This is a genomic window from Natrinema salifodinae, from assembly GCF_900110455.1.
GTDB classification, from domain to species: domain Archaea; phylum Halobacteriota; class Halobacteria; order Halobacteriales; family Natrialbaceae; genus Natrinema; species Natrinema salifodinae.
In genome coordinates, this window is the sequence record NZ_FOIS01000001.1 from 567,684 (window position 1) to 581,159 (window position 13,476).

At 63.4% G+C, this 13,476-nt stretch carries 10 protein-coding genes; all 10 read left to right on the top strand.

What is annotated here, in order from left to right; all coding sequences use genetic code 11:
- Positions 1-18: 18 nt before the first annotated feature.
- The 10 genes from BMY29_RS02605 to BMY29_RS02650 all read left to right on the top strand — a co-directional run bounded on the left by BMY29_RS02605 (position 19) and on the right by BMY29_RS02650 (position 13,438).
- The gene (locus tag BMY29_RS02605; RefSeq protein ID WP_074854614.1) at positions 19-2,157 is read left to right on the top strand and encodes a hypothetical protein; all 2,139 of its coding nucleotides are present in this window, start codon (positions 19-21) and stop codon (positions 2,155-2,157) included.
- A 124-nt stretch (positions 2,158-2,281) separates the two neighbouring features.
- On the top strand, positions 2,282-3,364 hold the full coding sequence (locus tag BMY29_RS02610) for a MarR family transcriptional regulator (protein ID WP_049989891.1): 1,083 nt from the start codon (positions 2,282-2,284) through the stop codon (positions 3,362-3,364).
- 227 nt (positions 3,365-3,591) lie between these two features.
- Positions 3,592-4,719: a DUF1616 domain-containing protein gene (locus BMY29_RS02615; protein ID WP_049989890.1), complete on the top strand. Its 1,128-nt coding sequence runs from the start codon at positions 3,592-3,594 to the stop codon at positions 4,717-4,719.
- 547 nt (positions 4,720-5,266) lie between these two features.
- The gene (locus BMY29_RS02620; protein ID WP_049989889.1) at positions 5,267-6,439 is read left to right on the top strand and encodes an NAD-dependent epimerase/dehydratase family protein; all 1,173 of its coding nucleotides are present in this window, start codon (positions 5,267-5,269) and stop codon (positions 6,437-6,439) included.
- A 3-nt stretch (positions 6,440-6,442) separates the two neighbouring features.
- On the top strand, positions 6,443-7,438 hold the full coding sequence (locus BMY29_RS02625; RefSeq protein WP_049989888.1) for an NAD-dependent epimerase/dehydratase family protein: 996 nt from the start codon (positions 6,443-6,445) through the stop codon (positions 7,436-7,438).
- Entirely contained in the window at positions 7,428-8,417 is a 990-nt protein-coding gene (locus BMY29_RS02630) for an NAD-dependent epimerase/dehydratase family protein (RefSeq protein WP_049989887.1), read from the top strand. The genes BMY29_RS02625 and BMY29_RS02630 overlap by 11 nt, the downstream gene beginning before the upstream one ends.
- A complete protein-coding gene (locus tag BMY29_RS02635; RefSeq protein ID WP_081985446.1) occupies positions 8,414-9,511 on the top strand; it encodes a DUF2304 family protein in 1,098 nt (365 codons plus the stop codon). The genes BMY29_RS02630 and BMY29_RS02635 overlap by 4 nt, the downstream gene beginning before the upstream one ends.
- Before the next feature lie 600 nt (positions 9,512-10,111).
- Positions 10,112-11,434 carry a hypothetical protein gene (locus BMY29_RS02640; RefSeq protein WP_143067643.1) on the top strand — a complete coding sequence of 441 codons (1,323 nt, stop codon included), beginning with the start codon at positions 10,112-10,114 and terminating at the stop codon, positions 11,432-11,434.
- Entirely contained in the window at positions 11,431-12,360 is a 930-nt protein-coding gene (locus BMY29_RS02645; RefSeq protein ID WP_081985445.1) for a lysylphosphatidylglycerol synthase transmembrane domain-containing protein, read from the top strand. The genes BMY29_RS02640 and BMY29_RS02645 overlap by 4 nt, the downstream gene beginning before the upstream one ends.
- On the top strand, positions 12,341-13,438 hold the full coding sequence (locus BMY29_RS02650) for a glycosyltransferase family 4 protein (protein WP_074854616.1): 1,098 nt from the start codon (positions 12,341-12,343) through the stop codon (positions 13,436-13,438). The genes BMY29_RS02645 and BMY29_RS02650 overlap by 20 nt, the downstream gene beginning before the upstream one ends.
- The last annotated feature ends 38 nt before the right edge of the window (positions 13,439-13,476 follow it).

A 13,476-nucleotide genomic window follows, 5' to 3' on the forward strand; every position in this document is an offset into this window, starting at 1 on the left:
TAATGGACCCCCCCGGGCGTGACCGACGCCCAACTCCGAGCGCTCGTCCGTGTCGTCCTCGTCGCAGCGGTACTCGGCGGTGCCGTCGCTCCGGCCGCGACGGCGGCGACCGCTCCGCCGGCCGATACCACCGTCGAGCGCGTCGCCCTCCAGGACACGGGGAGTCCCGATGCCGCCGCGGACGGAAACGAGACGGCTCGCCACCGAAACCCCGACACCTACGCCGAGGACGGCGACGTCGAGGCCGTCGAGGCCTGGTTGACCGATCGGATGGCCGCCCAACTGCGCGACGGAGCGATCGATCTTCAGGAGGGAGACTACGACCGAGCCGCCGAGTCCATCGACGAGGAGTACCACGACCGACTGCTGCAGTACGCCGAAATTTCGGACGACGACGCGGCGGAGTTCGAGGAGGCGGGTGACCGACAGGAAGCGCTGACGGCCGCGGTTCGCGAGTACTGGGAGACGAAATCGGAGTACGAGGCGGCCCGCGAGGCCGGCGACGACGAACGGGCCCGCGAACTCGCCCGCGACCTCGAGCGCACGGCCGAGGAGATCGAGGAGTCGAGCGGCTCGATCCGCGGCACCTACGACGAGATCGAAGCGGAGACCGACGCGAACCTGTCGGAGTCGGACGCGGCGATCGAGAACGTTACTGAGGAGGTTCGCGCCGAACAGACAGTGGTTCGCGAGCAGGAGTTCGAGCCGACGGTCCTGACGCTCGCCCCCGAGCGGAGCGACATTTCGTTCCGCGAGCCGCTCGTCGCCGCGGGCGAGTTGCGCACGGCCGACGGGGAGCCGATCGCGAACGAGGAGATCGCGCTCGAAATCGGCAACCACACGGAGCGCGTCGCCACGGACTCGGCGGGCGGGTTCACCCTCGAGTACCGCCCGACCGACGAGCCGCTGTCGACGGACGAACTCGAGGTGCGGTACGTCCCCGCCACGCAGTCGACGTACCTGGGCGACGAAACGAACGTCAGCGTCTCGATCGATCAAGTCGAGCCGACCGTCTCGCTGGACGAATCCGCGGCCAGCGACGAGATCGCCTACGGCGAGGAAGCCGCCGTTTCCGGCGACCTGACCGTCGACGGCGTCCCCGTCGACGGCGTTCCGCTCGCGGTGACGGTCGACGGCCAGCGGATCGGATCGGTCAACGCGACGGCCGGCACGTTCGACGGCACGGCGCCGGTTCCGGCCGACGTGGAAGACGGTGACCGTGATCTAGGCGCCCAACTCCCATTCGAGGATCGCGCCCTCGCGTCCGCGTCGGACGCGACGACCGTGACCGTCCGCGAGACCGAAAGCGACCTCTCGCTCGACGCGACACCGGCCGCCACCGACGACCGAGAGATAACGGTCAACGGGACGCTCGCCGCCGGTACCGACGGGACCGGTGATGGCGACGGCGACGGAAGCGGCGGTGGCATCGCGGGCGAACCCGTCGAACTCCGGATCGACGGGACGATCGTCGGAACCGTCACGACGGCCGCAGACGGAACGTTCGGTGACACCGTCGCCGTGCCGAACTCGGTCGACGGCGGGGACGTGACGGTCGCCGCCGTCTACGACGGCAGCGGTTCGAACCTCGAACCCGCCCGCACCGAAACGGTCGCGACGATCGGCGAGGCGGGACCGCTGTCGCTGGCGCCCGCGCAGGCCTGGCTGGCCGGCGGCGTCGCGCTTTTGCTCGCGATCGGACTCGGCGCCTGGTGGTATCGGCGGTCGACGGCGTCGGACCCGGCGCCGGTCGGTCCCCCTGGTGATCGCGGGGACGCGGTTTCGGGACGGTCCGACGAAGACGCGATTGCGGACGAGATCGCCGTGGAACCGCTGTTCGAGCGGGCGAGGCTGCACCTCTCGAACGGGCGGCCAGATACCGCAGCCAGGGTCGGGTACGCGGCGGCCCGGCGGGCGCTGGCGTCCCGGGTCGAGGACCGGCGCGCCCTGACCCACTGGGAGTTCTACCGACGGTACCGGAACGCCGACGAGACGACCGCCGATCTGCTTCGTGACGTGACCGAAGGGTACGAACGGGCGACCTTCGGTCGTCGCGACGTCTCGACGGACGAGGCTACGGGCGTCCTCGAGAAGGCGCGGCGACTGTGCGGGATCGACGACGAGTCCGGTCACGGGTCCGATTCCGCGGACGAGTGATCGGGCGATTTCCAGTTACCCATGACGCAGTTGGGTATGAGAAGGTGAACATATAAGCAGACGGACGGTGTCGGCCCGATCGGACGCGGTTATCTCGAATGGAAATATGCCCGATACAAAGCCCATGGAACCCGCTCGTGGGGCCGGCTCCGAATCGAATTACCCCCGCGCAGTCGTTCACAAACGGATCCTCTCGGTCGCGGAGTCGCGCCCGGACGCGTCGATGGAGTCGATCGCGTCGGACGTCACGGGCGCGACGACGTCGCTCGTCGAGCAGGTCCTCGAAGAATACGGCGATCCGGGTCGCACCGGAGATGCCGAAGCGGACGTCGCCGAGGAGCCGGCGGACTCCTCGGCGGCGGACCGTACCGGCGATTCGACGGCGGAGAGCGATCGGGATGCGACGCTCGAGGACAGTGACGACGTTCCCCTGGCCATGGACGACCACGACCACACCACCGCTGAGGACGAACCGCCGGTCGATCCGTCGACACTCACCGAGACGCAACTGGAAACGCTGCGCGAAATCTACAAGCGGCCGGACGCGACGCAGGCGGCGCTCGCCGAGACGTTCGACGTAAGCGACGCGACCATCAGCCAGCGAGTGAACGGAGTCGACGGGTTCGACTGGGCCCGCCGGCGGGAGTTCACGGTGCGGCTGTTCGAATCCGGGGCCGTGAGCCCCGAACCCGAGGACGCGGCCGCCACTGTGTCGGCCCCCGGCCCGGAGGCGGACGATCGCGACCCGTCCGCGGAGAACGATCGAACGAACGACAAGTTCGAGGTTGATCGAGACGATCCGTCTGATCCACCCACCGGCGGCGATCCGGCGCTCGATACGCCGGGAGAAGCGCCGTCCGCGACGCGTCGATCCGACACGCGATACCGAACGGACGGGGCCTCGGCAGCCGTGGCGTTCGAGGACGCGACCGGCGATGCCACCGCACCGACAGCCTCCGAGACGGCCGAGACGGCCGACTCGGTCTCGGAACGACTCTCCGAACTCATCGACCGAGTCGAGCGACTCGAACGGGCGTGTGCGGCCGATCGGTCGCAATCGGTTCTCGCCGATCCCGAACTCGCACACAAGGTCGTTCACGCTTGCCTCGCTTCCGAGCAGATCTCGGAGACCGAAGAGCTTCGGATTCTGAAGGGACTTCTCGGACCGGGGCGTGACGGATGCCCCGGTGATTCTCCCGATCGCTAGTCCGCAGTATAGCGGCGACGCTAGTGCACTAGTGGACGAGCTAGTACGCAACGCTGATCGTTCGGGAAGCGGGGCTAGTACTAGGCCACTGGCGACCCGGGACTAGGTATCGGACCCGGACTGCACTAGTGTCTCGCGCCGATTCCGAACCGGCGGACGGCGTGATCGCGACGGTCGGTGTTCCTATCGGTTCGCTTTTCACACCGATCGGTGGACCTGCTAATCGAATGGTCGCGTTCCGTTCGCTATGGGTATTACTTCCACGGCCGATTCGCGAGGTTCCAGCCGATCTCGCCGCAGTAGCCGCGCTCGCCGTCGCGACGAACGTCGCCACGTTCGCCCCGGTGGTTCGGGAGACGCCGATTCGGATTCCCTTGGGCCTGGTCTTCGTGCTATTCGTCCCCGGCTACGCGTTCGTCGCGGCGCTCTTTCCGAGCGCCGGCGAGCCGCCGACCGCGTCAGCCGACGCCGAGAGCGAGGGCGACGAACCGCACCCGGGCAGTCGGACGCGGCCCGTCACGTCGTTAGGCATCGATGCATCGAGTATTGACGGTCTCGAACGCGCTGCGTTCTCGTGTGGGTTCAGTATCGCACTCGTCCCCCTTATCGGACTCCTGCTAAACGCGACGCCGTGGGGGATCGGGTTGCCCCCCATCGTGGTCGCGGTCAGCGGGTTCACGATCGTCATGTCGGCAATCGCGGCCGGTCGTCGACAGGCGCTCCCGCCCGAGGAGCGGTTCCGAGTCCCCTTCCGCGGGTGGTATACTGCCGTTCGGACGGAACTGCTCGAACCGGACACGCGCGCCGAAGGCGTCCTGAACGTCCTGCTGGTTGCGTCGGTGTTGTTGGCGGCCAGTACCGGTGGCTACGCGATGCTGGCCCCGTCGGAGAGCGACCAGTTTTCGGCGATCTACTTGCTGACCGAGGACGACGACGGCGAGCTGGTTGCCGAAGGGTATCCGAGCGAATTCGTCCGCGGTGAGAGCCGCGAGGTGATCGTCGGGGTCGACAACCGCGAACACGAGACGACCGAGTATACGGTGGTCGTTATAGAGCAGGACGTCCGGATAACCAACGAGACTGCCACGTCACCGGAAGACGGCAATGTGACCTACCACGACACGGCCGTCACCGACCAACGAGAACTCGATCGGTTCAGCACGACTCTCGCACACAACGAGAGCTGGCAGTACGAGTACGAACTCGAGCCGACGGTCGTCGGCGAGAACCAGCGCGTGGTCTGGTTGCTCTTCCCCGGCGGAGACAGTGAGATTCCGGCCGATCCCTCGATCGAGGATACCGAGTATCACGGCCACCTCTGGATAAACGTCACCGACTCGGACACACGAGAATGAAAGCGACCGTCCGTCCTCCTCGCTTCGAGTCCGCTCTCCGGCCTGATCTCCTTCTCGTTAGTCGATCGACCACTGTTTCACGCGTTCTCCGCAGCGTTTTACGCGGCAGTGAGCCGTCTCGTCGGCGAAACGAATTCGAGACCGAACGGACCAGCTACATTCGAGACAGCGTCCAACGCGACCAGCCGCAACCGGAACCGATGTCCACGGAACGAATCAGCGACGGCGATCCGTCCGACGGCTTATTCCGTCTCGTTTCGAGAGTCACTGATTCGCTCCCAAATCTCGACACAGCCCGCGCCGTCAGGGACATCGGCGAGATGGTCAGTCTCCGTCTCAGTACACTCTTCATCTGCTTCGTCACAGTCGGGCCCGCTGGGCATACGAGTGACGGACTCATTTCGATCGGTAATAAAGATTGGTGTAGTCAACAGGTTTGTCTTATAATTTAATGTCAGAAACACATATTTTACTTCATATATCCAATAACCCCTACCCCTAACACAACTTTTTTATTATCTGTTGGAATCAGAAGATACCGATCGATATGACCATCGCAATCACTGGCGGGGACGGTTATCTTGGTTGGCCGACTGCATTGCGTATCGCGGACCGAACGGACGAACGCGTCGTACTCGTTGACAATCTCGCGCGACGAGAGTGGGTAGAATCTGTCGGCTCGACGAGCGGTCTCCCGATCGCCTCGATCGACGAGCGGCTCGCGGCGGCTCGCGACGTCCACGGACTCAGAAACCTCTCGTTCGTCGAGGGTGATCTAACGGACAAGGACTTCGTCGAGACGTTATTATCGGTCCACGAACCGGAGACGATCGTCCACACGGCCGCCCAGCCGTCCGCTCCCTACTCGCAGATCGACGGCGAGCGCGCGAACTTCACGCAGCACAACAACATGCAGGCGACGCGGAACTTGCTGTGGGGGCTCGAGGAACACGACCTGACCGATACGCACTTCGTCGAGACGACGACGACCGGCGTCTACGGCGCTCCCGAGTTCCCGATCCCCGAAGGCGGCGCCGTCATGGAGAATCAAGACGGCCGCGACGAGGTCCCCTTCCCCGCGATGGCCGGCTCGTGGTACCACCTCACTAAGAGCCACGACGCCGCGAACATGCGCCTGGCGCACAAGCAGTTCGACATTCCGATCTCCGACGTCCGGACGGCGATCACCTACGGAACCGAAACCGAGGAGACCGCGGTCGATCGCCGCCTCTCGACTCGCTTCGACTTCGACTACTACTTCGGCGTCGTCGCACACCGGTTCTGCGCCCAGGCCGTCGCCGGCTACCCGATGACCGTCTACGGGCGGGGCGAGCAGCGCAAACCCTTCATCGCGCTCGAGGACGCGGTCGAAGGCCTGGCCCGCCTGGCGCTGTCCGATCCCGACGCGCGACCCGACGACCACACCGTCTACAACCAGGTGACGCGGGCGATCAGCATCGTCGAGATGGCGGAGACGATCGCGGACGTCGCCGGCGAATTCGATCTCGACGTCGACGTCGAACACTTCGAGAACCCGCGCGACGAGGACGAGACCCACAAGATGGAGATCGAATACGACCGCTACGAGACCCTCATCGACGGCCAGTCCACGACCTTCGAGGAGGGCGTCCGATCGATCCTCGGCAGGCTCCTCGAGCACGAAGACACGATCGTCGCTCACGAGGACCGGTTCCTCCCGGGCGTCCTGGCCGAGGACTGATCCATGCGGATACTCGTTACCGGCGGCTGCGGCTACATCGGGAGCGTGCTCGTCCCGCAACTCCTCGACGACGAGGCCGTCTCCGAAGTGGTCGTGCTCGACTCGTTCGCGGCCGGCACCCCCCGCACGTTGCTGGGCGCGGTCGACGACTCGCTGGAGTTCCAGCGGGGCGACGTCCGCGAGTACGGCGACGTCGAGCGCGCGATGCGCGGCGTCGACCGCGTGATCCACCTGGCGGCCATCACCGGCGCCGACAGCACGCACGACCGCCGCGAGGAGACGTTCGCGGTCAACCGGCAGGGAACCGATCACGTCGTCACCGCCGCGGGGAAGTTGGGCGTCGACACCGTCGTCTTCGCGTCGTCGTGTAACAACTACGGCCGCGCCGCGAGCCGAAACATCGACGAGACGACGACGCCGGATCCGCTCAACCCCTACGCCGAAGCGAAGATCGAAGCCGAAGAGATAGTGCGCGACGCGGCCGACGAGTACGGGTTCGACGCCACGTCGCTGCGGATGAGCACGAACTACGGCTACGCGCCGGGGATTCGGTTCAACCTCGTCGTCAATCACTTCGTCTTCCGCGGCGTGACCGATCGTCCGCTGACGGTCTACGGCGACGGCAACAACTGGCGGCCGTTCATCCACGTCAAAGACGCCGCCCGGGCGTACAAACACGCCGCGTTACACCCCCACCGGTGGCCGGCGGACGTCTACAACGTCGGCAGCACCGATCAGAACTACCGGATCGAAGACGTCGCTCGCCTCGTCAACGACGAACTCGAGTCTCCACTCGAGATCACCTACCTCGAGGACAAACAGCCAGGCCCCTCCTATCACGTCGACTTCGCTCGGCTGAACGAGACCGGCTTCGAACCGACCTGGACGCTCCGGACGGGCATCCGCGAACTCGTCGATCAGTTCGGCGGGACGGCGGACGAACTCGATCCCGAACCAGACGGCAGACCGAAACTCACACCGACGAACTATGAACGCTGAGACCACCGACGAGTACGAGCCGAGGATCGCAGTGACTGGCGCGGCCGGATACATCGGCAGTCGCGTCGTCGAGCAGCTCCGTGCGACCCACCCCGAGTGGGAGCTGGTCGCCCTGGACAACCAGTTTCGCGGCCAGGTCGACGCCATCGGCGACGTGTCGATTCGCCACGTCGACGTCCGCGATCGCCGCTCGCTCGAGGACGCGCTCGCGGACGCCGACATCGTGTTACACCTCGCGGCGCTGAGCGGCGTCGACGACTGCGAGTCCAACCGCGACCTCGCCTACGAGGTCAACGTCCAGGGGACGAACAACGTCGCCTGGTTCTGCCGGCGAACGGGAGCCGGGATGGTGTTCCCGTTTAGCATGGCGTCGATCGGCGACCCACAGTCGTTCCCGATCACGGCCGATCATCCGCGGGAACCACTGAACTGGTACGGGCGGACGAAGGTGCTCGGCGAGCGAGCCGTCGCGTCGCTCGCCGAAGGTGCGTTCCCCGCCCACTGTTACATGAAATCGAACCTCTACGGCGCCCACGAACTCGACGGGACGAGGATCTCGAAGTCGACCGTGATCAACTTCTTCGTCGACAGGGTGGCCGCTGGCGAGCCGCTGACGGTCTACGAGCCCGGGACGCAGTCGCGGAACTTCGTGCACGTCAAAGACGTCGCACGCGCATACATTCGGAGCGCGGAGCGGCTCGTGACGCAACTCGACCGCGGCGACACCGGCGTGGAGACCTACGAGATCGCCAGCGACGAGGACCGCTCCGTGATGGCCGTCGCGGAACTGGTCCGGAGCCTCGCCCGCGAGGAACTCGGCATCGACCCGAACGTGGAACTGATCGAGAACCCGCGCGGTAACGAGACGCTCGTCGAGGACTTCGCCGTCGACATCACGCGCTCCCAACGGGAGCTGAACTGGGAACCGCGACACAGCGTCGCGGAATCGGTCCGACAGTTACTGAACGATCACGCATGAGTTCGGTGACCGTCTCCGCACTCGGAGCGGCGCTGGCAACTCACCTGGCACCGGTTCTGTTCACCGCCGGCGGGCCGAGCGCCGTCGACGGACTGCTGCTCGCCGTCGCCGCCGGAATTCTGGTCTGGGGGTTCGAGCGGTACCGCTCGCGGTTCGTGAAAGCCGACCTCCTCGGCGCCGTCGTTCTCACCGGCGGCCTCGCCCTCGTCGTGTTCGCGCCTGGCGTCTTCGACACGCTCGGTGCCGCACTGAACATCAATCAGCGGTTCGTCGTCGTCTCGCTGATTGCCAACCTGGTCTTCCTCCTGATGATCCTCTATCTCGTCACGCTCGTTCGGACCACGCGCGCCGATCTGAGCGATCTAACGCGGAGTCTGACGACCCGAGAGGCGTCGCGAGCGGACGGCGGCGGCCGGACGATCTACGTCGTCATCCCCGCGTACAACGAGGCGGAGACGATCCGCTCGGTCGTGCAGTCGCTGCCCGAAACGATCCGGGGACACGCAGTGCAACCGCTCGTCGTCTCCGACGGCTCGGCGGACCGAACGGCGACCGAAGCGGACTGCAACGGCGCGATCGTCGTCGAGCATCCGATCAATCAGGGCCAGGGCGGCGCGCTCAAGACCGGTTTCGACGTTGCCCAGCAGAACGGAGCGGACATCGTCGTGACGATGGACGCCGACGGCCAACACCCCGTCACCGAACTCGAGGATCTCGTCGCGCCGATCGTCGACGGCGAGGCCGACTTCGTGATGGGATCGCGGTACAAGGGCGTCAACGAGTCCGGAAACGGAACCGTTCGCGAGGCGGGGATCCGTACGTTCACGCTGCTGATCAACGTCCTGACCAAGTCCGAGATCACAGACTGTACGAACGGCTACCGCGCCATTCGCGGGTCGAAACTCGACGATCTGACGCTGACCGAAGAGCGATTCAGCGCTCCGGAGCTGATCATCGAGGCCCGGAAGAACGGGCTCGGAATTCGGGAGTTGCCCATTACGATCGAGGAGCGGAAGGCCGGCGACACGAAGAAACCGACGCTCGGGTACGCGTTCGGGTTGACGCGAGCGATCATCACGACCTGGATTAGATGAGCGATAGTAATTCGACCGTGGAGGTGTGACCGCACGATGAGCTACGGAGTCTCAGCGACGGCGGCGCTCGTTCGAAAGCGGTATTTCCCGTGGTTGGCGCTTCTCTTCAGCGGTGCCGCAACGGCGTGTCTCTATTTGCTCAACTCGTACCTCCATTTGCCGCTGGCAGTTAGCGTCGTCCTCGGGACTTTCCTCTTTCTCGTGTTTCACAACGAGAACCGTAGCGTTGCCGCGGCCGCCTTCGAGCGACGTCCCGTCCGGCTGAAAGCCTATCTGGTCGCGTATTTCGTCTGTTTGGCGCTCTCGGTATTCTTGGCGGTGAACAGCCACCATCCGCCCGGGTACGAATTCTATCTCTCGATCGCCCTGTTGTCCGCGCTGTTGCTGTGCGTGCTCACTCACGCTCGCACGTCAGTCGGGTGCGTGTTGTTCTTGGTCTCCGCCGGTTGGTTGTTCCTCTGGCCGCAGGTCGTGTTTCCGAACGGTTTCGGCGGCCAAGACTCGTACTACCACGTTTCACAGGTTATCCGGCCGATTATAGAACACGGAAGCGTCCCCCCGCAAACGAATTATACGTACTTCCCGGGTCATCACGTTCTGGTGTCGGTTCTGTCGCTCGTTCTCGATACGAGCGCTCGGAGAACGTACTATTTCACGACGGCGTCCGTCCTGGCGATTCTCAGTTTGTTCGTCTACGCGTTCGCCCGACTGTTCTCCGTCGACCTCCTCGGGAGGACGTACGTCACTCCCGAGATTGCGGTCGTAGTGTACCTCTCTTCGAGTTTCGTGCTGCGATACGCGTACCAGGGAAACCACCTCCCGTACGCTATCTTCTTTTTGATGATCATTCTCTACCTCACGTATCGCGTGTTATTCTGGAGCGATACTGACTCGTACGCGATGTACGTTTTACTGCTGCTCGCGTACCTCTCGCTCATCGTCACCCACCATTACACGACGGCGATGGGGTTACTCCTCGTTCTCGTGCTATTCGTCACGAGTCGATCGAGGCGGGTCCTTCTGGTGACGTTCGCCGCCGGCGTGTTTACGTTGTTACATTGGGGGTGGATCGCGGACGTGAACGGATTAGATCTGGTGGTAACGAACGTCGTTCCGCTCTTTCGCGACTTCGGGTTTTCCGACCCCACGAGCGCGTCGACGGACCAACCGCTCTCCGTTCTCCTCTACACCACCATCGGAACGGCGCTGGTACTCCTCTTCGCGCAAATAGGGTTACTACTCGGCATTCGGTCTTCCCGAGTGCAGACCGTCTCGCTCGTCACCGTTTGTTACTTCCTCCTGGGACTGATCGGCGTCGGGGTTATCGTCGGAACCGAGGGCCTCTCCCCGAATCGGATCTTTTTCATCTCGCAAGTTCTCTTCTTACCGGCGCTCTGTGCGTCCGGCATCGTATTGCTCGGATCGCGACGCATTCTGCTGTTCGGAACCGTCACTATCGTTCTCGTCTCCGCCCTTACGGTCGCTGGCCCGGCGCCGGCCTTCGAGACTGCGATTCTCGGTAACGACGTTCCGAACAGCAAGACGTTTCAGACCACCAACGAGAGAGCGGCGATCGAGTGGTACGATGACGTCGGTGACACCGACGACCGCGTGTATACCAGCCGTTCGTACGTCGATTTCCGGACCGGAACGGCGATGTTCCGTCCCCACCTGGAGGAGTCGACCGTCGATGCGCGAATGATACCCGTAGCAGACGACGAGTACAATAAGACGGACATCGAAGACGACGAGATTTATTTCCACACCATCTATGACAAAGAGATAGGGTACAGACCGGAGCTCGAGTCGAGCAGACGGGTCGGCCAGGCCGAAACGACGCAGATCAGCGACCGAAGCGTCGACGAAATACGTACGAGAAATGATAATGTCTACAGCAACCAGGTCGTCGAGGTGTACAAATGAACGTAGATAGAGGACAGCTCTTTTCGGTGGTGAAGGTGGCCGTCATCGCGTTTTCCGTCTACTATCTCCACGAGACCGTGCCGTTCACCGATGTCGTTTCGGTGGTAACGATCCCGAGCCGATTTGAACTCTTCGCCGCAAGCGTCACAGTAATCGCGACGACCCTTCTCACGAGCCGTATTTTACAGCTGCTCGCATCGCCGTACGCGGACATCCCGCTTCCGGTCTTCGCGAAAATCTACGTAATGAACTTCTCGTTGAATTCGTTCATCCCGTCGAAGGCGGGAAGTCTGCTGACGATGCCCTTCTTGATCGATCGCAATACCGACATCGAGAAGAAAGACGGGCTGAATATCCAACTGACGAATCTCGTACTTACAGCGGTAACGCTGGGAACGACGACGCTCGTCGGTCTGCTCGCCCTCGTCTCTATCCTCGAGTACGAAATAGCGCTCGTCCTGTTCTCCAGCGGGATGGCGTACTTGGCAATCCCGGTGCTCTCGCTCGGCCTCCATTCCACCGCCAACGTTCCGATCGTCGACGTGCCGATCGACAGACTCGATTACGCTACCTTCGATCGATCACTTATCGCGAAATGTTTTCTCTTGACGATCCTGACGGTCGTCTGCATTGTCGGCCTCCGATTCGCCATTGTAACGAGTAGCGTCGGCGTCTCGTTTCCGGTGGCGTACTACTTCGTCATCCCGGTCCTCGTGTACGCCGTCTCGGTCTTGCCGATCTCGGTCGGCGGCATCGGCATCTCCGAACTCACCGGAACGAACGTCCTCATCGCGCTCGGCGTCGAACCGGACGTAGCGGCCGCGATAATACTGCTCGACAGGAGCATCTCGTTTTACATTCCGGTGGTACTGGCATACATCTACACCATGACGGAGTTGCGTCAGTATGAGAATAGTATTTATTGAAACGACCGAGAAGACCCGGCCCGGACTAACCCGATTATCGAAGTCGCTGGCCGAGGACGGACACGAGGTGTGCGTCCTGCTCCCGGAAAAAGCGAGGGAGAACCTCGATCGGGTCGAGCGAATCGACTACCGGTTCTATTCGGCGACGACCGTTCCGGGCGTTCGATACACGCTCGTCTCTCGCTCGTTTTATCGAACCTACCGGGACGCGCTGACGGACGCGGACGTCGTCCACATCTTCAGTTACTTCTACCCGCCCTGTACGCTCGCCGCAGTGATCGCCGACCGAAACGATACGAACTGTATCGTCACGATCGATTCGCTGCCGGGTATCAATTGGTCGTACGGAAACCGGATCGTCGACTGTATCGGGTCGATTTACACCCACACGCTGGGACGGCTGACGTTCAACGCCGCGGACCGAGTCACCCTTCTCGGCGATTACTTGCGGAGCGACGTTTCCCGGTTCACGTCGACGCAAAAGGTCGAAACGATCCCGAACGGAATCGATACGTCGACGTACGTTCCCGCGGAGCGGAGTCGCCGGTCGGACGCCGACGTCGAGTTACTCTACGTCGGACGGCTCGACACGGTGAAAGGCATTCCGCTGCTGTTAGAGAGCATGCGCGTACTGGACGGCGAGCGCGACGCCGACATCCGGTTAACGATCGTCGGCGACGGGACGAAGAGGGCGGAGTACGAAGAGTACTGCTCGACGCTGGGGATCCGAGACATCGTCACGTTCGAGGGACACGTCGACGATACCGTCGAATACTACAACTCACACGACGTGCTGGTGTTACCGTCGGTTTCGGAGGGACAGCCGAACGTCGTGATGGAAGCCCAGGCCTGTGGGGTACCGGTCGTCTCTACCGACGTCGGTTCGGTGAACGAAATGATCGCCGTCGGACGCGTGATCGACTCCCGTGAGCCGCGCGACCTCGCAGCCGCTATCACGTCGGTTGTCGAGTCGGACGACGGTTCCCGAGCCGAGGCAGCGCAGTCGCACATCGAGAGCCGATACTCGATAGAGAAGGTCTGCGAGGAATACCTCGATCTGTACGAGCGTGTCGCCTAAACCACAGGTCGCTCTCGACTACGACTGGCTCTCCTCGC

Excerpts from the sequence above, each read along its gene's own strand:
- BMY29_RS02645 (WP_081985445.1), top strand. The coding sequence starts at position 11,431 with ATGAACGTAGATAGAGGACAGCTCTTTTCGGTGGTGAAGGTGGCCGTC.
- BMY29_RS02630 (WP_049989887.1), top strand. The coding sequence starts at position 7,428 with ATGAACGCTGAGACCACCGACGAGTACGAGCCGAGGATCGCAGTGACT.
- BMY29_RS02650 (WP_074854616.1), top strand. The coding sequence starts at position 12,341 with ATGAGAATAGTATTTATTGAAACGACCGAGAAGACCCGGCCCGGACTA.
- BMY29_RS02620 (WP_049989889.1), top strand. The coding sequence starts at position 5,267 with ATGACCATCGCAATCACTGGCGGGGACGGTTATCTTGGTTGGCCGACT.
- BMY29_RS02625 (WP_049989888.1), top strand. The coding sequence starts at position 6,443 with ATGCGGATACTCGTTACCGGCGGCTGCGGCTACATCGGGAGCGTGCTC.
- BMY29_RS02635 (WP_081985446.1), top strand. The coding sequence starts at position 8,414 with ATGAGTTCGGTGACCGTCTCCGCACTCGGAGCGGCGCTGGCAACTCAC.
- BMY29_RS02610 (WP_049989891.1), top strand. The coding sequence starts at position 2,282 with ATGGAACCCGCTCGTGGGGCCGGCTCCGAATCGAATTACCCCCGCGCA.
- BMY29_RS02615 (WP_049989890.1), top strand. The coding sequence starts at position 3,592 with ATGGTCGCGTTCCGTTCGCTATGGGTATTACTTCCACGGCCGATTCGC.